At 52.4% G+C, this 26,712-nt stretch carries 19 protein-coding genes; 11 read left to right on the forward strand and 8 right to left on the reverse strand.

Annotated features, from left to right (window positions below; genetic code table 11):
• Positions 1–26 precede the first annotated feature (26 nt).
• The 3 genes from ACYU87_RS17110 to serS all read left to right on the forward strand — a co-directional run bounded on the left by ACYU87_RS17110 (position 27) and on the right by serS (position 1,994).
• Positions 27–146 (forward strand): nucleotidyltransferase domain-containing protein, encoded by a 120-nt coding sequence (locus ACYU87_RS17110; protein ID WP_461135295.1) that lies wholly within the window; start codon positions 27–29, stop codon positions 144–146.
• A gap of 260 nt (positions 147–406) precedes the next feature.
• Complete coding sequence (locus ACYU87_RS17115; protein WP_461135296.1) at positions 407–709, forward strand: HEPN domain-containing protein; 303 nt, start codon at positions 407–409, stop codon at positions 707–709.
• A gap of 13 nt (positions 710–722) precedes the next feature.
• A complete protein-coding gene (gene serS / locus ACYU87_RS17120; protein WP_461135297.1) occupies positions 723–1,994 on the forward strand; it encodes a serine--tRNA ligase in 1,272 nt (423 codons plus the stop codon).
• 79 nt (positions 1,995–2,073) lie between these two features.
• Here the strand turns inward: serS and ACYU87_RS17125 are convergent, their stop codons facing one another.
• The 3 genes from ACYU87_RS17125 to ACYU87_RS17135 form a co-directional block, all read right to left on the reverse strand.
• Positions 2,074–2,580: a Dps family protein gene (locus tag ACYU87_RS17125; RefSeq protein ID WP_461135298.1), complete on the reverse strand. Its 507-nt coding sequence runs from the start codon at positions 2,578–2,580 to the stop codon at positions 2,074–2,076.
• A gap of 80 nt (positions 2,581–2,660) precedes the next feature.
• Positions 2,661–3,857 (reverse strand): L-2-hydroxyglutarate oxidase, encoded by a 1,197-nt coding sequence (lhgO, locus tag ACYU87_RS17130; protein WP_461135299.1) that lies wholly within the window; start codon positions 3,855–3,857, stop codon positions 2,661–2,663.
• Between the two features lie 120 nt (positions 3,858–3,977).
• Entirely contained in the window at positions 3,978–5,237 is a 1,260-nt protein-coding gene (locus tag ACYU87_RS17135) for an anthranilate phosphoribosyltransferase (protein ID WP_461135300.1), read from the reverse strand.
• Positions 5,238–5,593: 356 nt separating this feature from the next.
• Here ACYU87_RS17135 and ACYU87_RS17140 point away from each other — a divergent pair, with 356 nt between their 5' ends.
• Both ACYU87_RS17140 and ACYU87_RS17145 read left to right on the forward strand, forming a co-directional pair.
• On the forward strand, positions 5,594–6,607 hold the full coding sequence (locus ACYU87_RS17140; RefSeq protein WP_461135301.1) for a hypothetical protein: 1,014 nt from the start codon (positions 5,594–5,596) through the stop codon (positions 6,605–6,607).
• Positions 6,608–6,700: 93 nt separating this feature from the next.
• Positions 6,701–10,279 (forward strand): SNF2-related protein, encoded by a 3,579-nt coding sequence (locus ACYU87_RS17145; protein WP_461135302.1) that lies wholly within the window; start codon positions 6,701–6,703, stop codon positions 10,277–10,279.
• A gap of 69 nt (positions 10,280–10,348) precedes the next feature.
• On the opposite strand, the gene ACYU87_RS17150 is transcribed toward ACYU87_RS17145, so the two are convergent.
• The 5 genes from ACYU87_RS17150 to msrB all read right to left on the reverse strand — a co-directional run bounded on the left by ACYU87_RS17150 (position 10,349) and on the right by msrB (position 18,750).
• On the reverse strand, positions 10,349–11,725 hold the full coding sequence (locus ACYU87_RS17150) for a Gfo/Idh/MocA family protein (RefSeq protein WP_461135303.1): 1,377 nt from the start codon (positions 11,723–11,725) through the stop codon (positions 10,349–10,351).
• 121 nt (positions 11,726–11,846) lie between these two features.
• Positions 11,847–13,013, reverse strand: coding sequence for an alpha/beta hydrolase family protein (locus tag ACYU87_RS17155; RefSeq protein ID WP_461135304.1), 1,167 nt, complete (start codon positions 13,011–13,013; stop codon positions 11,847–11,849).
• Positions 13,014–13,073: 60 nt separating this feature from the next.
• A complete protein-coding gene (locus ACYU87_RS17160) occupies positions 13,074–15,413 on the reverse strand; it encodes a DUF7133 domain-containing protein (protein ID WP_461135305.1) in 2,340 nt (779 codons plus the stop codon).
• A gap of 123 nt (positions 15,414–15,536) precedes the next feature.
• Positions 15,537–18,176, reverse strand: a complete 2,640-nt coding sequence (locus tag ACYU87_RS17165) for a T9SS type A sorting domain-containing protein (protein ID WP_461135306.1) — start codon at positions 18,174–18,176, stop codon at positions 15,537–15,539.
• Between the two features lie 166 nt (positions 18,177–18,342).
• Positions 18,343–18,750 carry a peptide-methionine (R)-S-oxide reductase MsrB gene (gene msrB / locus ACYU87_RS17170; RefSeq protein WP_461135307.1) on the reverse strand — a complete coding sequence of 136 codons (408 nt, stop codon included), beginning with the start codon at positions 18,748–18,750 and terminating at the stop codon, positions 18,343–18,345.
• Between the two features lie 239 nt (positions 18,751–18,989).
• Here msrB and ACYU87_RS17175 point away from each other — a divergent pair, with 239 nt between their 5' ends.
• From ACYU87_RS17175 to ACYU87_RS17200, 6 genes are all read left to right on the forward strand, one after another.
• Positions 18,990–20,918 carry a RecQ family ATP-dependent DNA helicase gene (locus tag ACYU87_RS17175; RefSeq protein ID WP_461135308.1) on the forward strand — a complete coding sequence of 643 codons (1,929 nt, stop codon included), beginning with the start codon at positions 18,990–18,992 and terminating at the stop codon, positions 20,916–20,918.
• A 236-nt stretch (positions 20,919–21,154) separates the two neighbouring features.
• A complete protein-coding gene (locus tag ACYU87_RS17180) occupies positions 21,155–22,021 on the forward strand; it encodes a glucose 1-dehydrogenase (RefSeq protein WP_461135309.1) in 867 nt (288 codons plus the stop codon).
• Between the two features lie 109 nt (positions 22,022–22,130).
• On the forward strand, positions 22,131–22,727 hold the full coding sequence (locus ACYU87_RS17185) for a gluconate 2-dehydrogenase subunit 3 family protein (RefSeq protein ID WP_461135310.1): 597 nt from the start codon (positions 22,131–22,133) through the stop codon (positions 22,725–22,727).
• Between the two features lie 78 nt (positions 22,728–22,805).
• Positions 22,806–24,389, forward strand: coding sequence for a GMC family oxidoreductase (locus ACYU87_RS17190; RefSeq protein WP_461135311.1), 1,584 nt, complete (start codon positions 22,806–22,808; stop codon positions 24,387–24,389).
• Positions 24,390–24,428: 39 nt separating this feature from the next.
• Positions 24,429–25,760, forward strand: a complete 1,332-nt coding sequence (locus ACYU87_RS17195; protein WP_461135312.1) for a family 1 glycosylhydrolase — start codon at positions 24,429–24,431, stop codon at positions 25,758–25,760.
• Entirely contained in the window at positions 25,760–26,563 is an 804-nt protein-coding gene (locus ACYU87_RS17200) for an alpha/beta fold hydrolase (RefSeq protein WP_461135313.1), read from the forward strand. Before ACYU87_RS17195 ends, ACYU87_RS17200 begins: the two co-directional genes overlap by 1 nt.
• Positions 26,564–26,712: the final 149 nt, after the last annotated feature.

Consider the following 26,712-nt stretch of genomic DNA (forward strand, 5'->3'; position numbering starts at 1 on the left):
TAAAAATCCTTTAATTAAAAATAACCATGACTGACGAGCAATTTTTACGGGAGGTCAAACGGTACGTCCATGACATAGAACCGAAGGCGGAAGTATGGTTATTCGGTTCGCAAGCTCGTAAGGATGCTCGTAAGAACTCGGACTAGGATTTTTTAGTCTTGACAGATGCCATCGTTGATCGAGCCTTCAAACGGCGGATGCGCGATAGTCTGTTTTATCTTGAATTGGATAGTGAGCGTGTCATAGGAACCGTTATCCAGAATAAGGCAGACTGGAAAAATTTGGAAGTAACGCCCCTCTACAAAAATATCAGACAGGATGGCCGTGCATTATGAGCATAACGAAAGATGAAATTGTTGCTTTTCGACTAGAGAAAGCTGATAAAGACTTTTGAGTTGCCAAAACATTGATTTCAGCTCAGGATTGGGAAGTTGCTATAAATCGTTTGTATTACGCTGCTTTTCATGCGGTATCTGCTCTGTTATTCAAGAATGATATAAAAGTAAAGGCGTATTCTGGTGCAAAAGCGATGTTAGAGTTGCATTTTGTTAAAACGAGTTTGCTGTCTGTAGAATGGGGAGGTTTTATGCCCAGCTGTTTAATGAACGCAATGATAGTGATTATGAAGACTTTGCCATTTTCACGGCAGAAGACGTTCTCCCCTTACTACCGCAAACTGAAGAATTCATTGGCGTTATTAAACGCCTAATCGACATAGCGTAATGTTACAACTTAATTTTATCCGGGAAAACAAAGAGACCACACTGGCAGGCCTTCGTAAACGAAATTTTGCCAATGCCGAAACGGTGGTCGATGATGTGCTGACGCTCGACCAGAAACGGCGCGATACCCAACGGGAGCTTGACGATGTGCTGGCGCAATCCAATGCGAAAGCAGGCCAGATCGGGGCGCTGATGAAAGCCGGAGACAAAACCGCGGCCGAAGCGGCCAAAACAGAAACAGCGGATTTAAAAGCTCGCTCGAAAGACCTTGGTGACGCACTTCGCCAGGTAGAAGCTGATTTGCAGGCTGTTCTGGTTACCATTCCCAACCTCCCCCATAGCAGCGTTCCAGCTGGCCGCAGTGCCGACGAAAACGAAGTAGTGCTGGAGCATGGTGAAAAACCTACACTCCATGGGGCTGCTCAACCCCATTGGGAGTTGATCAAAAAGTATGACATCATTGACTTCGAGTTGGGTGTAAAAATTGCAGGAGCGGGCTTTCCAGTCTACAAAGGCAAAGGGGCCAGAATCCAGCGGGCACTAATCAACTTTTTCCTCGACGAAGCGATCAATGCTGGCTATTTTGAAGTACAGCCGCCCATTGTGGTCAACGAAGATTCGGGTTTTGCTACGGGACAATTGCCTGATAAAGAAGGGCAGATGTATTTTGCCACCGACGATAAGCTATACCTGATCCCAACGGCGGAAGTACCCATCACGAATATGTACCGCGATGTGATTCTGCCCGAGAATCAGCTACCGGTGAAGAATGCGGGCTATACGCCCTGTTTCCGGCGGGAAGCCGGGTCGTGGGGGGCGCACGTTCGGGGGTTAAATCGATTACACCAGTTCGACAAGGTGGAACTGGTTCGCATCGAGAAACCAGAAAACTCATACGCAGCTCTGGAAGAAATGAGCCTGCACGTGCAGTCGCTGTTGCAAAAGCTGGAACTTCCTTACCGGGTTCTGCGGCTTTGCGGGGGCGATATGGGCTTTACGTCGGCGCTTACCTACGATATGGAAGTCTGGTCAGCGGCTCAGGAGCGCTGGTTGGAGGTCAGCTCGGTATCTAATTTCGAAACGTATCAGGCAAATCGACTTAAACTACGATCGAAGCTTGAGGGAAAAATGCAGCTTCTCCATACGTTGAATGGATCGGCCCTGGCGCTGCCGCGTATTCTGGCTTCGATTCTGGAAAACAACCAGACGCCGGAAGGGATCAGAATTCCAAAAGTACTGGTTCCTTACTGCGGCTTTGACATGATCGATTAATCTATATCTTACAATACTAAAAATGGGTGCCACAGTGAAAAAACCGTGGCACCCATTTTTAGTATTGTCTATCTGAGTTTTAGTTCAACTCCCGTGTGGTTTCGAACAGGAACCAGGTACGCCGTTCGGTTTCGTCGATGTACACTTCGATCAGGCTAGCCGTCGCTACGTCTTCGGCATCATCGGCTATCTTGTGCGCATCGCGCATGTTTTTCGCCATCTTTTTGTTTTCGTTCATCAAATCGACCAGCATATCTTTTGGCGCAACGAAATCTTCATCATTATCCTTCACGCGTTGTAACTGGGCGATGTGAGCGACTGACCGGATCGTGTTTTCGCCTAGTTTACGAACCCGTTCGGCAAGGGGATCAATGGTAGCAAAAATCTGGTCTGCTTGTTCATCCAACAGCAAATGGTAGTCGCGGAAATGGCGACCCGACATGTGCCAGTGATAATTTTTCGTCTTGATATACAGCGCAAAGGCATCAGCAACCAGACCATTAACAGCCTCGGCAACCTGTTGTATACCTTTCTCCTTGAGATCGGAAGGAGTATCCAATACGTCGATTTGATTCGTAGCTTTCATAAGGGTAATCAGTTAGTAAGCCAGAGAGCTTATACACTGAAAAAACCCTTGTTGCAGCTATATTGTTTGTTAAATACAGCTTAAAATCGGGCAAGAACTTTCTCGGAAACTGTTTGGCCGATTGACAGCGACGATGTGGCCGCCGGCGATGGAGCGTTGACCACATTAATCGCTTTATCCGTCTCCAGAATAGCGAAGTCATCCAGCAAACCGCCCGTTCGGTCGCACGCCTGCGCCCGCACCCCTGCGCCCCCTGGCTCCAGATCAGACTCCTGAACCTCGGGAATGAGTGCCTGCAGCGCTTTTGTAAAAGCCGCTTTCGAGAAGGACCGGTACATTTCGCCCAGACCCGTTTGCCAGTACTTGGCCGCCACTTTCTGAAACCCCGGCCACGAGAGTGTTTCGTACATTTCCTTCAGATTGATATCCGACTTCGTATATCCCTCCCGCTGAAATGCCAGCACGGCGTTTGGTCCGGCCTCTACGCCCCCGTGAATCATACGGGTAAAGTGAACCCCCAGAAACGGAAAATTTGGATCGGGTACCGGGTATACCAGGTTTTTGACGAGGTATTGCTTCTCCGCTTTAATTTTAAAATATTCACCCCGGAACGGCACAATTCGAACATCAACCGCTTCGCGCTGGGTTAGCTGGGCAATTTTATCGGAATACAAACCCGCGCAATTGACAACCAGCTTGGCTTCGTAACGGTCTTTGTTGGTTACGACGATACTCAGGCTCGTTCCCGGCGTAACCTGTTCAACGCGTTCACTGAGCCGTATTTCGCCCCCGATGGCCAGAAACTTCTGAGCGTATTTATCGGAGACTTCTTTATAATCGACGATTCCTGTCTGCGGCACAAACATGCCCGCCACGCCCGTTACGTGTGGCTCAATCTCGCGCATCTCCGCCAGCGTAAGTTTCTTCAATCCGCCAAGGCCATTGAGCTGACCCCGTTCGTAAAGTGTATCCAGTTGCGGAAGCTCTTCCGGTTTGGTCGCTACAACAATTTTTCCGCAAAGGTCATAGGAAATGCCTTCCGCGTTGCAGAAATCGATGAGCATGTGATAGCCCCGTATGCAGTTTGTCGCTTTCAGACTACCGGGTTTATAATACAGCCCCGAGTGAATGACCCCGCTATTGTGACCCGTTTGATGACGCGCTACGGTAGCCTCTTTTTCGATCAGAATAACCTTCAGAGCGGGGCGTTGCTGTTTTAACTGGAGCGCGGTGGCTAACCCTACGATTCCTCCACCAATGATTACTACGTCTGTCATAAATGTATTCGACTGCCAATGGGCCAATGGCAGAAACTGCTTTCGACAATCCCGAATCGGTGGCCCGTTTGCGGTCGGATCGGTGAACCACAAAGGTACGGCTTTCGCGCTAATCAGCCATTATCGCAGTTGCGCTTCAATCCAGTCTAAACCCCTGCCGTAGAGCGCGTGGGCAAAGCGAACACGATTGTCGAAGTCAGCATTCGGAGTCTGGCCTTCGGTCATGAACTGCCGAACAAGACGGGCATTATCGAGCGCCTGGGGTTGCTCATACTCCGGCTCCGTTTCCGTACGGAAGGGGGCAAAAGCAGGCGCATCGCCCTCAAAGTGCTGAAAAAACAAATGCCCTTGTGGGGTACGAACGGCGCATAGAATACCGGTCGCCCGGCTTGTCGATGGGGCCAGCGTACCTTCCAGACCACGTTTCAGTACAATCACGGCATCGTATCCGGCCAGCACCGCCAGCTCAGCCATTTTCATCTGATAGGTAATGTGAAATACCGAGGTGACCAGAATCCGGGCGTGGCAGGGGTTAAGAACCTTTTCGAGCGTCGCCAGAAACGGCCGTTTTATCATCGCGTGGCGCCGTTCTATCCACCGATTAAGGGCTGGGGAGAGCGCTTTCTGATCGAGCACCCAGCCATAGGAGTCCAAAGGGGTGTCGAACTCGTGGTTACTCTGAAGAAAACGGCAGCCCAGATTCATGTACAGATCGAGGGCATTGAGCGTAAATTTAGGCCCGCCCGAACGCCCAACCATAGAGATAGCGCCGTAGCCTCGCTTCTGGAAAAACTGCGCCAGCAGGGGCGTAATCAGGTAACTGTGCTCAACACCGTCAAACGGTTCAGCGATTTGTATCAAGGGCCGGTCAGCGCAGCTCATCGGCCCAAAACCAGGCGAGAATGTCCGTTCGGCGGCTCGCATCAAGCCTTGGTATTCCTCGTTCGTTTCGTGCCGAACCCGCATAATGCTGGCCGCCATCCCCCGAAATGTTTCGCAGGTACCATCGCTAAAGAGATAATCGCCCAGTTGCTCCGCTTCGGCCACCTGTAAGTTAGCGCCCCGCACCAGCTTGATTCCAATATGCAGTAACCCTTCGGGTAAATCAGGACAGATTTTGTTAACCAGAAAGGCCGGGTGCGAAAAAGCTTCTTTGCCAATCACGTCTTCCAGCGTACGCTCTTCGGGAGTGGGGCCTTTGGCCAGCAGCGCCCCCAAAAAAGCCCCTCGTTGCAGCGGATGAGCATTCGGATCGGCCAGGGCAGTCCGGCACTCAGCCAGCAGTTCGGGGGTAAGCGGCTTACTGCCATACTTACCGATACCAATGTGTTTGATACCGCGGCCAAGCGCGGTACTGGTAGCAGGTACGTCCAGAACCATAAGTATAACTGGTTTAACTGATAAATAGGGAGTAGGTAAAGTACGTAAAAAAGACCGACTTTTTTACCGTTAAATCATCCGAAATCAATAGGCTATGCAGCCAGATGACTCATTTGCAAGTATAATCTCTTTCAGTAACGCTGTTGTCCAATTCCTGCCTGTATCTATTTCGGTGGTTTGTGCCCTCATGAACCACCGAAATAGGCTCAACCAGAAAGCTATCGTGCCTACACGCGCGACGAACCAACTCTTTTTTCTCGTCTACAAAGACAACTCACTACGCTGATTAGGGCTGGAAACCCTATTTTTGACAAACCAGTCGATGGTTGTACCCGTTTTCTTGACGAATCTACCCTATGGCTTCTTTCCGACTTTTTCTCACCACAAAAACGCTTTCATTCATTTTTCTGACGGCCCTTCTCATTTGTGTTGAAGTGGCCATTACGCAAACCACACAGTTTAGCCAGCATTCGTCGGTTGTGTCGGTGGGTATTCTGTTCGATTTAGTGTTCATAACAGCGGGCTTGTTCTATTGGCTTATCGCTCAACCGCTCGGGTTGGCCCGCAGCCGAACCTTGTTTTGCGCATTACTTATGCTACGGGTGTCGTTGTTTATTCTACCCACATCCTTTCCTTTTCAGAACCAGATTTTGCCGATCTTGTTGGCTTCCGCTGAAGCAACATGCCTGCTTATTGCTGGCTGGCGCATCCGTTCCCTCATCCGGGCCTACAGATACATACGCCCGCTGACAGACGCAGAAACAGCCTGGAGAGGTAGCCTGGCCACTGTATTTGGCGAAACAGTAGCCGAAATCATCCATAGTGAAGGTATCACGCTGTATTATGCACTGTTAGGCTGGAGACGTCAATCTGATGTTCCGGCGGGTACAGTCCCCCTAACTACTCACCGGCAATCTGGCTACGTAGCCCTGCTCATTAGCGTATTGATCGTTGGGCTGGTTGAAGGAATAGGCTTCCACCTGCTCCTGGTGCGCTGGAATCCATCAGTAGCCTTCTGGGTAACGCTGGTTAGCGCCTACGGTCTGTTGTTTTTCGTTGCAGATGGTGTAGCAACCGTAAAACGACCTTCGTATCTGACCGATAGTCATTTGCACCTACGTTTGGGAGTTCGCTGGCGGGCTGTGATTCCCCGTTCGGCGGTGGCCAGTGCTGTGCTTATCCATGAAAAGCCCGTCAGGCAGTCCAGCCAACTCAATGCCGCCCTGCTAATAGCGCCTAATGTTTTGCTAACCTTTACTGAGCCGATTTGCCTGACTGGTTCTTACGGGCGACAAAAGCGGGTTAGCCGACTTTCTTTTTTTGTGGACAATCCGCTTACGTTCGTTCAATTAGTAACAGAATGCGCCTGATGCCGGGATGCCAGTAGGTCTACCAACGGAACCCATATCCCCGGCTGACTGGTTAATCACTTAGTTTTACGGCGGAAATATCAACTGGGTAGTATGGCGGAACGAATCACCTATGGCAAGACATGGTGGGGACAACAGTGGCTCAACGCGTTAACAAGCATTGACATGGCCAATCGATTGCCGCGCGGGAAAACCTACGCGAATAAAGGAGCCGTGCAGGGGTTGTCTATTGCCCAAAATCAGATTAGTGCTTCGATTAAAGGAACGGCTCCGCGCCCCTACAAGTCCAAGTTATCGGTGCCTTTATTGACGGATAACGAAAAGACGGCGCTACTCACCGAAATAAACGAAAATCCGGCAACGTTGGCCCAGCTCCTTAACCGGCAGTTACCCCCTGAGTTAATGGAGTTTGCCGAAAAAAGCGGCATTCAGCTTTTTCCCCGGTCTTTCCGGGATTTGACAATGGGCTGCTCCTGCCCCGACGAAGCGATTCCCTGTAAGCATCTGGCGGCCGTCATTTACACGATTTCGAATGAAATTGACCGGAATCCGTTTCTGGTCTTTCAACTGAAAGGGCTGGATATACTGGCCGAAATCCAGAAAGGCCAGGCCGATGGTATCGCCAGTACGCTGGACACCGTCTTGTCGTTCAGAGACATTGGTACGGATGAGCTGCCCGACGAAGACGAAAACTGGCGGCCGGATGAAACCGTTCGGGCCAGTCTGGACTTCGCTACCATTCCTTCGCTGGCCGACCAGCTTTTAGGGCTGCTGTCTACCGACGTTACGTTTACCAAAGGCGATTTTCATAAATCGTTGAGCAGAGCGTACAAATTATTCAGCAAACCCATTGACAAGGAGTTAGTTACTAACAAAACCCAGCCCAACAATACGCCTGCTTTCAGCGACAGCATTGAGTTGCAACTCGATGAGCTGATGGCGGTCAAGAAAATAAGTATGTTCAGCGAACATGGCGAACCCCGGTCCATCAGCGGGTTCGACATGAGCGATCTGATCAACTGGCTCGATACGCTAACGGAAGCCGACTGGGCCGAAATGAGCGATTCCGTGCGGGCGCTCTACCTGACCCAGCAATTCTCGGCGGCACTGCTTCGCCGGGGCGCGGTCGTACCGCAACTGCTGCGCGTTGGGCCTACCGAAGAGCAATACCGGGTACGCTGGCTTCCGGCCACGCTCAACGAGAGCGTCAAACGCCTGACCGATCAGCTCGCCACCCAGCTTCCGCCCACGTTGCTCACGGTTCGCTGGCAAAAGGAATGGCTGGCCCTGCCGGACGAACAACAGGTTTTAACATTATGCTCGCTGTTTCTGCGCCGTGTTATCAAGCCCGCTACCATCGAACTTTGGGAACGATGGCCCCTCGAAGACGCCGATCGGCTGTTTTTTGGGGTCGAAACAATCCGGTTCGAGGGCTTTGGCCGGAAGGAAATGCCGCTGGCCATGCAGCTCTGGGTCAATGATTTCTTTTTGACCCATAAGCGATTTGTTCCTATTCTGGCCGTGGAAGATAGTGAGTCCGGCGTGGATTCGCTAGGTGACGAATTCCGATTAAGTCTGCTGATTCGCGACCGGGAAAGTCCTCTGGTGAACGGTACACCAACCGCTCCCATTCCATTACCCGATTTACTAGATAAGAAAACGCGCGGCTTCGACCTGTACGAGCGTATCCGGATGGATGTTCTCCAGGACCTGCTGATTCTGGCGCGGCACTTTCCTGATCTGGCTAAACTGACAAAAACCGGCGGACCAGCTTACCTCACGTATTCGCCCGAGCAGTTTGTGAAGATTCTGCTCGATACGCTGCCCCGCATGCAACTACTTGGGATTGCGCTTTGGTTGCCGAAATCGCTTCGGCACTGGGTACGGCCGCAGGCGGGTGGGCGGCTCAAAGCGAAAGTGACGGCCGGAAACGCCTTTATGCGGCTGGATGAAATGCTGACCTTCGACTGGCAGGTAGCGCTCGGCGACGAAATGGTGAGCGTGCGGGAATTCCAGAAATTAGTGGGCCGCACCACGGGCCTGGTCAAAATTAAAGACCAGTACGTGCTGGTTGATCCAAACGATCTGACCAAGCTGTATAAACAACTCGAGAGTCCGCCAGAACTGACCGGTACAGAATTACTGCGAGCCGCCTTGGCCGAAGAGTTCAGAGGTAACCGACTGGGCTTATCGGCCGAAGTGCGGGAGTTGGTCAGGCAGTTTACCGAAAGTGCCGCTCAGCCCTTACCTGAATCGCTGGACGCTACCCTTCGGCCCTACCAGCAACGGGGGTACGATTGGCTCATTAAAAATACAAGTCTCGGCATGGGAAGTTTGTTAGCGGATGACATGGGACTGGGTAAAACGCTGCAGGTCATTGCCTTACTCCTCAAATTCCGGCAGGAAGGTCGTTTCAAGAAACAGAAAGGGCTGGTTGTTCTGCCCACTACGCTCCTAACGAACTGGCAGAAAGAGATAGCCCGTTTTGCCCCCGACCTACAGGCCCGTATCTACCACGGTTCGAATCGGAAGCTACCCGACGAGCGCGCTGGCGATTACGACCTGTTGCTGACTACCTATGGCGTTATTCGGAGCGACCTCGAAAAGTTCAGGAAAACGACCTGGGCCGTGGTGGTTATCGACGAAGCGCAGAACATCAAAAACGCCGATACCGACCAGACAAAAGCAGTAAAATCCTTAAAGTCCCCTATTCGGATTGCCCTGAGCGGCACACCCGTCGAAAACAGGTTATCCGAGTTCTGGAGCATTATGGATTTCGTGAATAAGGGGTACTTGGGCGGATTGACCAAGTTCAACGAAGAGTTTGGCAAACCGATTCAGCAGGAGCGCGACCGCCAGAAACTGGATCAATTCCGGCGCATAACGAGCCCCTTTCTGCTTCGTCGGATCAAAACCGATCGTAGTATCATTACCGACCTGCCCGATAAAATCGAGAACAACCAGTTTTGTACGCTCACGCCCGAGCAGGCGGCCCTGTATCAGAGCGTGGTGCAGGAGAGCCTGCGGGCGATCGAGGAGAAAGACGGTATTGCCCGTCGGGGTCTGGTGCTGAAGCTCATGACGGCTCTCAAGCAGATTGGCAATCACCCCCGGCAGTACCTCAAGCGCGGGTCGGACCTTCCGGCTTTATCGGGTAAGGCCGTGTTGCTGCTCAATCTGCTCGAAACCATTTATGCCAACCACGAGAAAGTCCTGATTTTCACGCAGTACAAGGAAATGGGCGAATTACTGGCCCAGTTTATCGAGCAGGCTTTCGGCAAACAACCGTTGTTTTTACACGGCGGCACTTCCCGGTCTGAGCGTGACGAAATGGTCGAGCAATTTCAACGAAACCGCAGCGACCATACGTTTATTCTGTCGCTCAAAGCGGGGGGGACGGGACTGAACCTGACCCAGGCGAACCACGTCATTCATTATGATTTGTGGTGGAACCCGGCCGTCGAATCGCAAGCCACCGACCGGGCATTCCGTATCGGGCAAACCAAAAACGTGTGGGTGTACCGGCTCATGAATCAGGGAACGCTGGAAGAGAAAATCGACGCGATGATCCGCTCCAAACGTGAACTGGCCGATCTCAGCGTGAAAACCGGCGAAACCTGGCTCGGCGATCTGAACGACGATGAATTGAAAGAGCTGGTAAGTTTGGGGTAGCGTGGTGTCGGTTATTAAGTAACCGACACCACGCTACCGACAGCGCATACAATCCCAAGAAATAGATTATTACACCTTTTTCGGGTCTGGGTGTGTGTACGGCGACCGGTAATCTCTAGCCAGCATTCTGGTTGCTTCCTTATCGCCCACCACCTCGCGCTTCACGGGGTCATAAACCATCGGCCGGCCGGTTTTCATCGCCATATTGGCCAGAATACAGCTCGCAGTTGAGATATGGCCTTGTTCGATGTCGGCGATGGGACGGCTGTTTTTATCGATGGCGTCCAGAAAATTGAGCATGTGCAAGCGCGTTGCCGGTGCCGCATTCAGTTCGATCTTCGGGTTTGTATCTTCCGTAACATCTTCGGGATACTTCTCTTTTTCATAGACAACATCGAGGTGTATTTTTTCGCCTTTGCCGTCCGGAATGAAGTCGCACTGCATGGTACTGCCCCAGAGCGTTCCTTTTTCGCCGTAGAGCGTGAATGACCAGGGATAATCCGGGTTGTTGGCCGTTCCCCACGTTTTGTGGTGCCAGACACAGTTCAGATCATCGTATTCGAACAGGGCCGACTGCGTATCCGATATATTCGATTTTCCCTCTTTCTGAACGTAGATTCCGCCGTGCGAGCTAATCCGCTTGGGCCAGCCGAGGTTCATCATCCAGCGAACGGTATCGAACATGTGTACGCACATATCGCCCGTGATGCCGTTTCCGTATTCCATAAATGTCCGCCACCAGCGCACGTGCGGCAACCCGTCGTAGGGCCGGAGTGGAGCGGGCCCGGTCCACATCTCATAATCCAGAAAGTCGGGAACAGCCTGTACCGGCGGATTCCCGTTGTTACGCATGTGCAGATCGCAGGACATTTCTACGTGCGATATTTTGCCCAGTAACCCGGCATCAACAATTCGTTTCTTGGCTTCGATCAGGTGGGGGGTACTTTTGCGCTGCGTACCAACCTGAACTACTTTGTTGTATTTCCGCGCGGCCGCCACCATGGCCTCGCCTTCCATCACATCGACGCTGATAGGCTTCTGTACGTACACGTGAGAACCCGCTTTTACGCAATCGATCATTTGCAGAGCGTGCCAATGGTCGGGGGTGCCGATGAGCACAATGTCCATCTGGTTCTCGGCCAGCATTTTTTTGTAGTCGCCGTAGAGCTTGGGCGTCTTACCCGACTTTTGTCGCTGACTCACCAGTTTTGCAGCTCCGGCCAGCATATTTTTATCGACATCACACAGGGCAACAACTTCGACAGGAGCCACCTGAATGAGACGAAACAAATCACTTTTGCCATACCAGCCCGTACCGATCAGGCCAACCCGGTAGGCTTTGGGCGGATGAATAAGGTCCATACCCCTCGCCCCGAAGGCCGAAAGAGCGAGTGAGGCAGTAGTGCCCTGAATGAAACGACGACGGTTAATACTGAACATATCCATTCGAGTTGACAATTTTGGCCGAAAAAGCCGGGTTTAGGGGTATGATCTTGTATGCTTTGCACTGACCTGATACAAACTCGATCAGGCAACTACCTCTTGATCTATTCTTGTTGAGCAACACTTACTTTAACAACGTAAGCACAGCGGCATCGCCCACAACGGCACGGGCAGGACGCGGATGAGCCGCATCGAAAGCCATCAAAGCGGCTGGTTCCAGCAATGTGTTGGGACTTTCGTCGATGTCGCCATTTTTGAGAATCCGGTTCAGATCAAGCTTTAGTTCTTTAGCCAGAAACCGATAGGCAGCTATTCGTTTACTAGGGCCGTAATCATGGCCTTCGGCGGGTAAATGCACGTTTTCCACCCGATCTTTCGCGCCGTAATAGCCATAAACGGTTTGGATATACGGAAATTCAACATCGGGCGTATTCTTTGTCCAGTCTTTGCCATCGGACACCAGCAGCATGGGTCGGGGAGCGGCCAAAGCGGCTAACTCCACATTACTGGTCTGGTGCGTGGGGCGCTTATGAATGGGCATACCACTCTCGCACACGCACCCGCCAAAAAAGTGAGCCGACACCATAACGACGGGCACCGACACCTTGATCCGTTGATCCAGCGCCGTGAGCAGAAACGTTTGCGTTCCCCCACCCGACTCCCCCGACATGGCCACCCGGTTTTTGTCTACTTCGGGTAAACTCAGCAGAAAATCGAGGGATCGTATACCGTTCAGGGTTTGCAGCTTTAATGCTTCAGGAATCTTGTGCGACGTTTGTTTTGAATCGCCATAGCCAATCATGTCATAAACGAACACCACGGCTCCCAGGCGGGCCATGGTGGCGCACCGCTGCTGTGTCTGCTCCACGAAACGGGCATCGGCATTGGCGGTGTGCCCGTGCGGACAAAGAACCGCAGGCACTTTCCCGCTTACGTTCAGGGGTTTGTAGAGATTTCCCGTCACAAAAAAGCCTGGTATACTTTCAAACGCTACATTCTCGACCGTATAGCCATTCAGTTTCTTCAAACTGTGCCGGATGGGTTGAAGAGGAGCAAATTTCGGTTTATCGGGCAGTTGCATGCCATCGCGTAGCCCCTGTCGAATCAGGTTGGCCCGCGTTTCCCAACTGGCACGGTCATGATACGTCCGGGCAAACGTCTGCAAGGCGGCCGCTCCTTCTGCTTCCGTGAAGTAAGCCCCCTGGCATAAATCAGGCCGCGCCGGATTCGGTTGCGCGACAACGCCTGTGGTGGTCAGGAGACAATAAAGAATGGCAAGTCGTACAGTCATGGTTCCTTTGTCAAGCCTTTAGTCGTAGGGATCAAGTTACTCGATGTGCTTTTGCCCCGTCTAGTCTCCCACTTTTTCCAGATCAGCCAGTGTCCAGGCTTTATTCCGGCCAGTGGTTTGTTCGCGAATGCGCTTCACATCCTCCGCTTTTACAAGGGGCTTAAAACTCCGTCGCTTCTGAATTTCTGGGGGTGTACCGCCACCCGCGGGTCGGGGACCGGGCGGGGGTGTATAAGGCGGGAAATTGCCCGTGTAGCCAAACTCATAGCGAATATAGCTTAGTACGGAAGCAATCCACTCATCGTCGTTAGCCGCCATGGAGGGCATAACGTCAGGGTAGGTTTTCTCGTCGACCGGGCCGGATAAGCCATTGAGCAGGATTTTAATCAGCACATCTTTATCGCCCACTACTCGTTTCGACGCAAACAGCGGGGGCGCTACCATGCTGCTACCGCCAACGGCCAGCCCCTTTCCATCGGGTCCGTGACAACTGGCACAAAGGGTTTTGAAGGTATTGGCACCCGCCAGAACCATCTTCCGGTCTTCGGGTTCGAGCCGACCCAGACGCGACCCGTAAGTTTTGACCGCATCGTTTTTCAGCAGGCTTTTTTGGGCACTTACCAGCATCTCATTGTTGGCGCTCTGCTCAATAATTTCGCTCGCGAGTTCGTTGGCTTTTGCCGATTTACCAGCGTGCAGGGATAAGACTAACTGCGTTCTGACGTCGTAGCTGGGATCCGTTTTAAGCGACCGTAAAGCTTCAACAACCTGATCATCATCCTGCTTGATGTATCGTTCGCTGATCAGGACAGCCGCCCGACGAACCTGCGGATCCGTGTCTTTCAGTGCCGTGAATACAAGGTCTTTATCGATAGCTTCCAGACCTTCCAGCGTCCACAAGGCATGCAAACGACCGAGCGCCGATGGCTGTTTAACCGACGAACCAGACTGACCCACGGCCATTTGCTTCAGCGCAGGTACCACCGACTTATCGCCCAAAATAACGAGTTGTTTCTGGGCATTATCGCGCCACCAGCCATTCGAATGATCGAGGTAAGTAACAAGTGTAGCGCTGGACTCATCGAGCATATGCGGTTTTGGCCCCGGTTTCATACCATCGTGTACCAGCCGGAAAATACGGCCATGCTGTATGTTTTTGTCCAGCCCCAACCGCTCGATCTGGGGCCGTAGGTAACTGCCTTTCGGTGTCCACTGCGACTCCTGAATGATACCCCGGTTCATGTCTACAATGTACAGGCAGCCATCGGGTCCGGTATAGGTGTTTACCGGCCGGAAATTCATATCGGTCGATGCAATAAACTCCCGTTGCTTATAGGCATTTTCCAGACTCAGCTTTCCATTTGTGTTGATCACTTTGGCACGGCGGATGATCCGGGCAACGGGCTCGCCGATCAGGTAATCACCCACTAGGTCAGCGGGGAGCTTATCGCCCCGAAAAATAGACTGTCCGTTGCTGGCAGTGAAGTGATTTAATGTACTGTCTGTCAGACGAAGTCGATTTAGCCCACCCTGAATATCAGGCGTGGACATAACGGGCCAAACGGCGTTAAACTCTTCGCTGTACTGATCCGGAAATTCCAGACCGCCATAAATGGGGTTGATCTGAAAGCCCGATGCGGGAATTTCGCCACCCGCCCGCGAGAAAAACAACCGGCCATAGTTATCGTGGGTAAGGCCCCACTGCCCATTCGAGCCGCTGGGAAGCGAGTCTGCTTTAAGGCCATTTTTAGTGTAGCGAAACCGGACGGGATCAACCGTTACGTAAATCCAGTTGTCCAGGTTCCAGTCCAAGCCACTGCGCTGGTGTTCCAGATTACCGGGCGCTTTTTTACCAATCTGGTAAACGGCCTTTTTCTGGTCGGCTACCCCATCGCCGTTTGTGTCTTTATAACTGTACATGTCGTAGGTATCCGTCTCGTTGACCAGCAGTTCATGGTCTACGCACAGAAGCATGCGGGGCAGCAGAAGCTTATCGATGAAAACGGAGCTCTTGTCCATTTTGCCGTCGTTATTCGTGTCTTCGAGAAGCATAACCCGACTAATCGGATCGTGCTCACCGGAGCCATCAGCGTCCTGCATGTAGGTATCCATTTCGGCTACGTACATTCTGGCGTTGCCGTCCCAGGCAATAGCCACTGGCTCCCGAATCATCGGATCGCTGGCAACCAGCTCCATATGATAGCCTTTGGGCACCCGGAACGCCTTGAGGCTTTGCTCCGGAGTGAGCTGAGCGGGTGATGGATTGGCAATGAAGGCCGGAACGGTATCTGCGGCCGCCGTATTTGTGGCGCTACCCGGCGGGGTTTGCTGCACGACCTTACAGGTAACGACCAGCATCGAGAACGAAAGCAAGCCTGGTAACCAGAGCTTATTTTTCATGAGCGTACGTTTAGAACAAAACCAAAAGATAATTGTACTAAACTCTTACTCCATTCCCCGTATGCCTATCCCGTATTTTTTACATTTTGACTGGATGAGCAAAGTTAGAGTGTGGTACTTTGCTCACTTCGTAACGATAATTTTTCTGGTCAGTATGGAGTCGCCAACAGAAAGATGAAGGAAGTAGACTCCGGACGGGAGATGGCTGAGGTCAAGTTGCTGACTTATTGTCTTGTTTTTTACCGGCACGGTCTGCTGCCGCAGTAACTGCCCTCCGGACCCGGCAATACGCAGTTGAACGCTGGAAACAGCCATGGCCAGATCAGCCTTCAATTGGACTATCCCGCCAGTGACCGGGTTTGGATAAAGCTGAAAGGTGCCTATCGTAGTTGGTTCGTCGGCCAGAACGAGTGGCGCAGGGGCTGCCTGAATACGAAGGTTATCGATCGCCCAACCCCAGCCGTGCGACAGTTGATCGGCCAGCAGCCGGAAACGAATCAGAATTTGATCGCCCGCCCCAAACAGACTTTGCTGGTTCAGGAGGGGTATGTCGCGGTGTCGGTACAGGGCCGGAACCCCTGCCGTCGTTGAATTTTGTTCACCTCCCGTAGTTATTACCGAACCACTCGCATAAGCCTTCAGCCAATCGGGATTATCGGCCGAGCTATAGGCATCCAGCAGCGGCTTCCAGGTCGATCCGTTATCTCGGGAACCCTCTACGACAACGTAATCAAAGAAATTCTTATCGCCCAAACGGCTTCCTACGCCCCCCGGCTCCACAAGCACCACTTCATCAAACCGAATAACGGCGCTATCTGGGTTCGGGTTAATTCGAATAGGCGCCAGCAGTACATAGTCAAAACTGCTTTGGCCCTGAAAATCAGCGCCGTTGCGATACGGGTGCTCGGAATGAATAGCCGGACTCCCAAACCCGGCCGGGGTAGTCAGGCTAAACCCGTTCCCCACGAAGTCGGTCGCCGTTGCGGCATCGTCGAAGGTATTGATGTACCGATCCCGGACCGCCAGCGGAGCTACCACGCGAAGTTCGTAAAACCCGGTGGCGGGGTTAAGGGTCTGATTTTTCGTTCTTGCCGAATCGCGGGCCACGATGCGGTAAGTGATCCTGTCACCCGACTTCAGTGAGTTGGCCGGAAAGTTGATCCGGCTTGTGTAGAGGCTATCGTAGGTACTGTTGGCGATGGTTTGACGGGTATAGCGCAACGGAAGAGCAGGCTGAGTAACCCCATTGATCTGGTACTCGACATAAGCCGCGCTGATACGACTCCGATCATCGGCGATGCGGGCGTAAATAGGCAAACTATCCGCGACTGATGTCGAGAAGATCGTGTTCTTTGCCGGACTGTATTGAATAATCGGAGGGGTGTTGTCGGGGCCAACGCGGATGTGGTGCCAGGTTTGTGCTCCGTTCGAGAGCTTACCGGGGTTCGAAAATAGACGCCCCGTGGCATCCTGTGCCTGAAAGTAATACCAGATGTCGCCCTGAGCCTGTGCGGCTGGCAAGGTGTACTGATACGTATCTGTTGTACCGACCCGCGCAGGCGATACAGCCGTCGACACCGAATCGGTAGCGGTAGGGGCCGTTTTCCGGTAAAACAACCGAATCGAATTGGTAACCAGATTAGTGTCGCTGATAACCCGAACACTGAACGCAACGTCGTTTATGTCTTCCGAATTCAACACGGGCTCGTGGAGAACCGACGTCGTTTTCCACTCCATATCCGAAAAGAACGCCAGCACCATATAGCCCGGTGAATGAATGGATTCGGCCTGGCCCAAATAGGCGCTCATCAAAGAATTGAGATCTCCTTTCGGATAAACATCGTCGTCCAGATGGTAAATACTGGACGACCGGTTAAATGTTGCTTTGGCCTGCAACCGCAGCTTTTGCAGGGATGTCTGCTTCAGCATAGCGCCATTCAGAAATAGATCGTTGCCGGTCAGCTGACGATTCAGTAAGATCGAGTTGTTCGGGTATTCGGCTTGTGACGTTACCAGCCGCTTCCGTTGGCCGTTTTCAATGAAGTGATCATAAATAGACGGCAAACCAGCCAAATAATACCCATTACCCTGATCGCCCTTACCGCTTTCGACATTCAGGAAGCCAATGAAACCCAGTCCGTGCGCCAGTTCGTGTAAAACTGCCGTAACCAGGTCGGTCTGACCGCTGGGCGTTTTTCCGTCCGTACCGAAGTACCAGTCATTGTTCCGATTAAAGTCAGCAACAATGTCGGCTTCGGCCGGGCTGTTCAACTCGCGACGGGCAATTTTCTCGGCCAGGGCAATTGGGTAAAAAGCGCTGGCTTTCTGCCCCCCGTCGAAGTTGTAACGGTACGAAGCGGGCCCCGCTGACCCGAGCAGATTTGGCTCCTGCGATACCCAGTTCGCCTGTATCCGGATCGGTACCGGCGACACAATCAGCGTCGACCAGATATCAACGGCGTACTGAAAGGCTCGTTTGGCATCCGCCGTAAAGTTGGTATAAGTAACAATGAATTGAGCCGTTGGGGCCATTGGGCGGCCGTTGGGACTCACCCGGTTCAGAAAACCAGTGGGTGCCGGTATGCGCGACACAGCATCGTAACCCGTTGAGTAGTAATTACATTTGGTCCCTGCCAGCGACAGGCTGACGGGCTTTTGCAGCAAGCCATCTGACGTTGATTCCGTGTTTTTCTGCGCCAATACACTCGTCGTACCCAGTAGTCCGATAACAATGATTAATCGGAACACATACCCATAATTCATATAAACGTGTCGCGTTTGGGCCAAGTAGCTTTCATATAAGCTACGTCAACAAAGCTCCATACTAATCGATAACAGACAATATACAAAAGGCCGTTTATTTCTAAGCGGCCCTGTACAGTATCTAATGAAGGCTTATACGACGACTTTCGCGAAGCGAGACTGAATTTTATACGGAGTCGGCAGTCCGCTTTAACACCAGCGATACCGAGTTCAGACAATAGCGGAGACCGCCGGGAGGAGGGCCATCGTTGAAGACGTGCCCAAGGTGTGCATCGCAAACGTTGCACAACACCTCAACCCGAGACATGCCATAACTAGTATCTTTCTCCAGCCGAATCCGGTCTGGCTCAACGGGTTCGGTAAAACTTGGCCAGCCCGTACCGGACTCAAATTTTGTTGTCGATTCGAACAACTCGGTACCACAGCAGACACAGGCATACAGGCCGGGATCGTGCGCTTCGCAGTACTCACCGGTAAATGCCCGTTCAGTGCCTTTACCGCGCGCTACCCGGTATTGTTCCGGCGTCAGTTGCTGCCGCCACTCTTCGTCTGTTTTACTTACTTTCTGACTCATAAATAGCTTGTCGTTTTAGCGTTTGTTGTTTGTGGGAACCAACTGGCGTCACTTTGTTTTGCTAGATAGCCGGGTTCGCTAATCAATTCCGGTAGAACCGTATTAACATAAACACACGAGTCTGCTAATTTGTCTTCTAAGACCGTAAATTTGCACTCAATTCGGTTTATGAATGAAGCAGGCATCAGCCACCGTAACCGTGGATTGCCCAAATCCGTAAACCGTAAACCACAAGCGCATTGACCACCCGGCAAATCTTACAGCAATTTTGGGGTTACTCCACCTTCCGGCCCATGCAGGAAGACGTGGTCAATACGGTGCTGGACCGGCAGGATGCCCTTGTTTTGATGCCAACCGGGGGCGGGAAGTCCGTTTGTTTTCAAGTACCGACGCTGGCCATGAAGGGAGTTTGTATTGTCGTTACTCCCTTGATTGCCCTCATGAAAGACCAGGTGGAGCAGTTGCGCCGGCGGGGTATTCCGGCAGCAGCCATTTATTCGGGGATGCACTACCGCGAGATTGATACCACCCTCGACAACTGCATTTACGGAAACACCAAATTTCTGTATGTCTCGCCCGAGCGGCTTCGTACTGAAATCGTCATCGAACGGGTAAAACAGATGGTGGTCTGCCTGCTGGCCGTTGACGAAGCGCACTGTATCTCGGCCTGGGGGTACGATTTCCGGCCACCTTATCTGCAAATTGCCGAGTTTCGCGAGCTTATTCCCGACACGCCCATTATTGCGCTGACGGCTTCGGCAACGCCCGATGTGCAGGCGGACATTGTTGAAAAACTAGCCCTTCGAGCACCCCAGATCTTCCGGCAATCGTTTGCGCGGGCAAATTTGTCTTACTCGGCGGTTCTCGAGGAAAATAAAGACGCCCGATTGCTTCGTGTTCTCCAGAATGTGCCGGGTTGCGCTATTGTGTACGTTCGGAGCCGGAAGCAGACCCAGCACATCGCGCAGTGGCTCGGGCGGCAGGGCATCTCGGCCGACTTTTATCATGCGGGGCTACCAACCCTGCAACGGGCCGAAAAACAGGATGCCTGGATCCAGAACAGAACGCGGGTAATGGTAGCGACGAATGCGTTTGGCATGGGCATCGACAAACCCGATGTCCGGGTAGTGGTGCATATGGACGTACCCGATTCGCTCGAAGCGTATTATCAGGAAGCAGGTCGCGCCGGGCGTGACGGGCAGAAGGCGTATGCCGTTATGCTCTACACCAACAATGATCTGGAGAATCTGCGGTTTCGAACGGAGCAGCTTTACCAACCGGTCGAGATGCTTCGCCGGGTGTACCAGGCCATTGCCAATTACACAGCAGTGCCCGTTGGCGGTGGCGAATTTACCAGTTACGATTTTGACCTGAGCGCCTTTACCAATACCTTTAACCTGCCCCCTCAGGAAACGCATTACGCGCTCAAGCAGCTTCAGTTAGAAGGATTTATTCAGCTTAACGAGAATTATTACCATCCCTCCCGGCTGGCCTTTGTGCTGGACAATCGCCAGTTGTACGAGTTTCAGGTGCTGAATCCGCGTTTCGATTCATTTCTCAAATTGCTTTTGCGGCTGTATGGGGGCGAGTTGTTCACGGACTTTATCACCATTTCGGAATCGACGCTGGCGCGCGCCTTTCTGCTGAATCAACCTGAAATTGAGGAACTGCTGGAACAGCTGCATCAGCGCAATGTGGTTATCTACGAAAAGCAGAAAGACAAACCCCAGCTTACGTTTCTGACACCCCGACTCGATGCGCCCTCGCTTCCTGTCAACGTGCAGGAGTTGAACCGCCGGAAAGAGTTAGCCATGCGAAAAGTGCAGGCAGCTATTCTTTACACCGAACACCCGACCCAATGCCGCACCCGACTTTTGCAAGCCTACTTCGGCGAAAAACCGGGCGTCGACGGTCTGTCGACAGACCGCGCCTGCGGGATTTGTGATAACTGTATTAAGAAGAAAAAGAAAGCCGAAGCGGCCTCCTCGGTCGTTCGGGAGCAGGTACGCGACTATGTTGCCCTGGCTAACGGCCCCGGCGTGTCGCCCAAACAACTCTCCTACCATTTCGCTCAAACCGACTCGGATACGCTGGCCCAAACCCTCAAGCAAATGCTAGCCGAAGAAGAAATCCAATACAACAAAAGCGGCAACCTGACGCTGAAATAAGTTACGCTCTGCGTCTCTTTCTCCGGGGTTCGTGTCCTCACCGACCGTACCCGCGTAAGCAACGCCATCTGGATAAAAGGTTTGTAAAGACACGAACCCCGGAAGAATCCCCGTCGCTCCCATGGCTGAAGTGACTTATTTTTCCAGGCTATAACAAAAGGGGTAAACAGCTGTTTTTGTCTACATACCCAACCAAGCTAGTAAGCTGACTGAATGGGTATTTACTTAACGACGACATGGAAACAACTGAATTTCGCCCAAAATCGGAGGAGATCTCCGGTCAGCAACTCCCCTATCCAGCCCGGCAGTCAGACATGGACCCGGCCCCCGACAGCGACTTATCCAATTACAAACCAGCCGGTAAACTAACCGACAAGATCGCCATCGTTACGGGTGCCGATTCTGGAATCGGGCGGGCAGTAGCCATTGCGTTTGCCATGGAAGGTGCCGATGTAGCCATTGTCTACAACGAAAATACCGACGATGCTAAATATACAAAACGACTAGTCGAAAGCAAAGGACGCTCTTGTCTGGTCATTCAGGCCGATGTTCGGAGTTCGGCCGCCTGTAAGGATGTCGTTCAGCAAACGGTCGATCATTATGGCAAACTGAATATTCTGGTTAACAATGCGGCTTTTCAGATGGCGCAGGAAAAACTGGAAGACATCACCGAAGAGCAGCTTCGCCGTACTTTTGACACCAATATTCTCGCCTATTTCTTTATGGCGCAGGCTGCTCTGCCACATCTGCACGAAGGCGACGCGATTGTGAATACGGGCAGTATAGTTGGTATCGTGGGCAACCCAATTCTGGTTGACTACACGGCGACCAAGGGTGCCATTCATTCATTCACCAAATCGCTGGCCATTCAGTTGGGCAAACGAAACATTCGGGTAAACTGCGTTGCGCCGGGACCCGTCTGGACACCCAACATTCCGGCGACGATGCCCGAAGACGAAGTCAAGAACTTTGGTCACGAGGTTGCGCTCGCCCGACCTGGTCAGCCCGAAGAGTTAGCCCCTGCTTACGTACTCCTGGCTTCCAGTGAAGGTAGTTTCATGACCGGCAGCATCGTTGAAGTAACCGGCGGTAAACTGGGATAAGGAACTACGCATGACGTATGCTATAGGCTGTACGACAAACATGCACTACACACCTTACAGCATACATCATACATAACCTACTACCCATTAAGTCCCCTAACACGTATTCATGCATCCCCAATACCCACCCAACACGGTTCGTGAGTTGCTCCGTACCGAGCACGTAACCGATGCCACACGACGGGCACTTACGGAGCGCCTGCAATCGTCTCCTCATCAGCCTGTGTTCTTTTCGGCAAGTGAATTTTCGCTTCTGCAAGCTGTGTGTGATCGTCTGGTTCCACAGGATAACCCTGCTGGCCGGATCGATATGGCGAGCAGCATCGACAAGCGGTTGAGCGACCAAAAAGGCGACGGCTGGCGCTATGATACGATGCCAGCCGATCAGGACGCTTACCGCCTTGGCTTGCAGGGCATCGACGAAAGCGCTCAACTGACATTTCACCAGAATTTTCAAAACATTTCTGCTGAACAACAGGACTTTATCCTGAAAGCCGTTCAGCAAATGGAAGCGCCGGGCGACACCTGGAAAAAGCTCCCTGCCGATCGATTCTTCGAAGAATTGCTGACCGAAGCCACCGAAAATTACTACAGCCATCCACTAGCGCAGGAAGAAATTGGTTACGTCGGTATGGCCGATGTGCCAGCCTGGAATCGCATTGGTCTGAACAACCTGGAAGACCGAGAACCAAAACGCATTGGGTAAAGGGCCTGGGGTGGCGGTTCATAAAAACCGTTGTATGTATTGACACTACCCCGCTCTGTGTCCTTTGACCTAACCATTATGCAAACGTACTCAACTACAGAAACCGTTGACGCGATCGTTATCGGCACAGGAGCGGGTGGTGCACCCCTGTTAGCCCGACTGGCCAAAGCTGGCCTGCGCGTTGTTGCCCTTGAAGCAGGCACCCACTGGAACCCGGCCCGTGATTTCGCCACCGACGAAAAAGATCAGGAGAAACTCTTCTGGAACGATGAACGACTGAGCGCGGGCAATGACCCCATACCATTCGGAAGTAACAATTCCGGTACGGGTGTTGGCGGCTCCACGCTCCATTATACGGCTTATACCCCCCGTGCCCAACCCGATGATTTTCAGATTCATACTGATTTCGGGGTAGGACATGACTGGCCGATTGGGTTCGACCAGATCGAACCGTATTACGATGAGGTAGAACAGTTTCTGGGTGTATCGGGACCGTCTTCTTACCCGTGGGGGCCGTCCCGGAAACAGTCCTATGCACTGGGACCACTCCCCATCAACGGCGCTGGCCAACTGATGGAACGGGGCTGTAAAGAACTCGGCATCAAGACATCTCCGGCAGCCAATGCGGCCCTGTCCGCGCCTTATTACCAGGAAGGTGTAGGCATGCGCCCGGCCTGCACCAACCGTGGTTTTTGCCAGGCGGGCTGTAATATCGGTGCCAAAGCCAGTATGGATGTAACCTATATTCCGCTGGCTATCCAGTATGGGGCCGAGGTACGCCCGGAATGTTTTGTGACACAGTTACCTAAAAACGCGGCTGGCAACTTGAGCGAGGTGGTGTACATCCGCAATGGTCAGGAAGAACGCCAGCGTTGCCGATACGTATTTCTCTGCGCTGGCACGGTGGAAACAGCCCGGCTTCTGCTCCTCAACGGCCTCGCTAACAGCAGCGGGCAGGTTGGCCGGAATGTCATGGCGCATCCGGGACTACAGATCTGGGGGGAGTTTGACGAAGACGTCCGCCCGTACAAAGGCATTCCCGGTGCGTTGATTTCTGAGGAAACTCACCGTCCGAAAGACCGCAACGGCGGACCCGTCGATTTCGCAGGCGGGTACCTGCTTCAGTCAATCGGGGCCATGCCAGTTACGTACCTGACTCAACTGGCACGGGGCCGTGGATTGTGGGGAAACGCGCTGAAACAGGCTGCGCTGGCTTATAACCACATGGCGGGCATCAATATTCTAGGTGACTGCCTGCCCCACGAGCACAACTATATGGAGTTGTCGGACGAGAAAGATACCCGGGGTATTCTGAAACCCCGCGTCTACTTCACCAACGGCGAAAACGAAAAACGCATGACCGCTCACGCCGACAAACTTATGCGCGAGATCTGGGTAGCCGCCGGAGCTAAAAACATCTGGGCTTTCCAGCGTAATGCGCACGTTATCGGCACCTGCCGTATGGGCAACAATTCTGAGACGGCCGTTGTCAACGCCGATGGGCAGTCGTTCGATATTCCGAATCTATACATCAGTGACAATTCAACATTTCCTAGTGCACTAAGCGTTAATCCAGCCCTGACAATCATGGCGGTAGCGCTTCGAACAGCCGACCGGTTCTTGGCGCACAGAGGAGCAAAAATGCGGTCTACAGCCGCGTAGTGATTTACCCCAACTCCACCTTATTGCTTTTTAACTAGTATGAGTTTTTTAGATAAGATTAAAAAAAAATACGGCGACGGTAACTACGACGGCGATCAGTTTGGTGGAGCCGGTGGCCACGACGGCAGCGGCCTTCCGGAGAACGAAAAGTCGAATTTTATGTTCGCCACCGGAATCGAGTGTTCGTACCCTACTATCCAGAAAGGTAAAATTCGTCGAGATTTATTACGCGAATGCGGCCACTACGACCGCTGGAAAGAAGACCTGGGTTTGGTGAAAGAAATGGGCCTGAAATTCCTGCGTTACGGTCTTCCTTACTACAGCATTCATAAGGCACCCGGCAAGTACGACTGGAGTTTTGCCGATGACGTTATGGGCGAAATCAAACGGCTGGGTATTACGCCAATTCTTGACCTGCTTCACTTTGGCGTTCCGGACTGGCTCGAGAACTTTCAGAATCCGGAGTTGCCTATTCACTTCGCCGATTACGCTGCGGCCGTTGCGGAGCGGTATCCGTGGGTTCGCTTCTACACCCCCGTCAACGAGATTTATGTGACAGCCCGAATCAGTGCTAAAGACGGCGTCTGGAACGAGCAACTCAAAACCGACAAAGGATTTGTTACCGCCATGAAGCACTGCGCAGCCGCCAGCATCATGGCTAACCACCAGATTGCCAAGCGCCGACCCGATTGCGTCATTGTCCAGAGCGAAAGTGCCGAATTTACGCACGAGGTCTATGCCAAACCTTCGCCTGACATAGCCCTGGAAAACGAGCTACGCTTCTTATCGCTGGACCTTCTGTATGCAAATCCGCCGTCGGCTACGGTTGGTATGTACCTGATGGATAACGGCATGACCCGGAAAGAGTACGACTGGTTCATGAACGGAAAGCCACCGGGCTACCAGATTATGGGTAACGATTACTACGGCCGGAATGAGCGCATTCGACTGGCCGATGGTACGATACAAACCTCGGTGGATGTGCTGGGCTGGTACGAAATCACGAAGGAATATTATGAGCGCTATCGGATGCCGGTCATGCACACAGAAACCAACGTTTTTGAAGCCGATCAGGCACCCATATGGCTGCACAAACAATGGGTTGGCATCATGAAAATGCGTCGGGATGGCGTCCCCGTTTTGGGATTTACCTGGTATAGTCTGATTGATCAGGTTGACTGGGATACGCAACTGGGCGAACTGAATAACAATGTGAATGAGTGCGGTCTGTATGACATGGATCGTAAACCACGCCCTGTTGCCGAAGCCTACAAAAGTCTGCTGAAGGAATTTGGCCAGATTACCATTGTTCCTCATGGCGAAGTACTCGAATTAACGGATCGCCCAGCTCGCTTAAAAGTCCAGGTATAATGAAACATGAAGTCAATGGTGTTAACCTGAACGTACTGGAGACAGGGCAAGGAACTACGGCACTTATTTTCCTGCACTATTTTGGTGGCTCGGCTCTGGAGTGGCAATCGGTTATGGACTCGCTGGCCGACAACTACCGATGCATTGCCATTGATTTGCGCGGTCACGGCGATTCGGAGGCACCGGCAACCGGTTATTCCGTCGCGACCATGGCCGACGATATTGCCGGATTGATCAGCTCGCTGGGCGTTCAGGATTTTGCGCTGGTAGGTCATTCGATGAGTGGGAAAGTAGCCCTGGCCCTGGCCGCACGCCAGCCCGCTGGTCTTCAATCCTTGATCCTTGTATCGCCATCGCCCCCGGTTCCGGAACCCATTCCGGATGATGAACGGCAGAAGCTTTTAGAGGGGCATGGCCAGCGCTCGGCCGCCGAAAAAACGCTCAAAAACATTACGGAAGCGCCGGTTTCGGAAGCGGTTCGGGAGCAAATCATTGCCGACGATCTACGCACGGCCAAACCAGCCTGGGAGGCCTGGCTGCTGGAAGGCAGTAAAGAGGACATCTCGGATCAGATGACTTCCATACTGGTTCCGGTCCATATCGCGGTCGGTTCTGAAGACCGCGCCTTACCGCCCGATGTGCAAGCGCGGCTGGTCGTGCCTTATCTGCCAAGCGCTACCGTTGAGGTAGTAGACCAGGCAGGGCATTTGCTGCCATGGGAAGTTCCGGGCAAGCTGACAACATTTATTCAGAAAAAACTGGATACGCTTGTTCAAGACAAAACAAACGCTTTATCTTTGTAGCCGTAAGGCGGGGCTGTGTTTAATACGGCCTTGTCACGGTTGCAAAAAGACATGAATAATTCGGTTAACAACATGATTTGGTGGTGGCACTCTTCTCAACAGGGATGAGGTTGCCGTTATTGTTGTTTACCAACAGATATACAAAGGCT

It is taken from the genome of Spirosoma lituiforme (genome assembly GCF_054776635.1).

What these genes read in the sequence shown, in the direction of transcription:
- ACYU87_RS17110 (WP_461135295.1), top strand. Translation starts at nt 27, where the DNA reads ATGACTGACGAGCAATTTTTACGGGAGGTCAAACGGTACGTCCATGAC.
- serS (WP_461135297.1), top strand. Translation starts at nt 723, where the DNA reads ATGTTACAACTTAATTTTATCCGGGAAAACAAAGAGACCACACTGGCA.
- ACYU87_RS17125 (WP_461135298.1), bottom strand. Translation starts at nt 2,580, where the DNA reads ATGAAAGCTACGAATCAAATCGACGTATTGGATACTCCTTCCGATCTC.
- lhgO (WP_461135299.1), bottom strand. Translation starts at nt 3,857, where the DNA reads ATGACAGACGTAGTAATCATTGGTGGAGGAATCGTAGGGTTAGCCACC.
- ACYU87_RS17135 (WP_461135300.1), bottom strand. Translation starts at nt 5,237, where the DNA reads ATGGTTCTGGACGTACCTGCTACCAGTACCGCGCTTGGCCGCGGTATC.
- ACYU87_RS17140 (WP_461135301.1), top strand. Translation starts at nt 5,594, where the DNA reads ATGGCTTCTTTCCGACTTTTTCTCACCACAAAAACGCTTTCATTCATT.
- ACYU87_RS17145 (WP_461135302.1), top strand. Translation starts at nt 6,701, where the DNA reads ATGGCGGAACGAATCACCTATGGCAAGACATGGTGGGGACAACAGTGG.
- ACYU87_RS17150 (WP_461135303.1), bottom strand. Translation starts at nt 11,725, where the DNA reads ATGGATATGTTCAGTATTAACCGTCGTCGTTTCATTCAGGGCACTACT.
- ACYU87_RS17155 (WP_461135304.1), bottom strand. Translation starts at nt 13,013, where the DNA reads ATGACTGTACGACTTGCCATTCTTTATTGTCTCCTGACCACCACAGGC.
- ACYU87_RS17160 (WP_461135305.1), bottom strand. Translation starts at nt 15,413, where the DNA reads ATGAAAAATAAGCTCTGGTTACCAGGCTTGCTTTCGTTCTCGATGCTG.
- ACYU87_RS17165 (WP_461135306.1), bottom strand. Translation starts at nt 18,176, where the DNA reads ATGAATTATGGGTATGTGTTCCGATTAATCATTGTTATCGGACTACTG.
- msrB (WP_461135307.1), bottom strand. Translation starts at nt 18,750, where the DNA reads ATGAGTCAGAAAGTAAGTAAAACAGACGAAGAGTGGCGGCAGCAACTG.
- ACYU87_RS17180 (WP_461135309.1), top strand. Translation starts at nt 21,155, where the DNA reads ATGGAAACAACTGAATTTCGCCCAAAATCGGAGGAGATCTCCGGTCAG.
- ACYU87_RS17185 (WP_461135310.1), top strand. Translation starts at nt 22,131, where the DNA reads ATGCATCCCCAATACCCACCCAACACGGTTCGTGAGTTGCTCCGTACC.
- ACYU87_RS17190 (WP_461135311.1), top strand. Translation starts at nt 22,806, where the DNA reads ATGCAAACGTACTCAACTACAGAAACCGTTGACGCGATCGTTATCGGC.
- ACYU87_RS17195 (WP_461135312.1), top strand. Translation starts at nt 24,429, where the DNA reads ATGAGTTTTTTAGATAAGATTAAAAAAAAATACGGCGACGGTAACTAC.
- ACYU87_RS17200 (WP_461135313.1), top strand. Translation starts at nt 25,760, where the DNA reads ATGAAACATGAAGTCAATGGTGTTAACCTGAACGTACTGGAGACAGGG.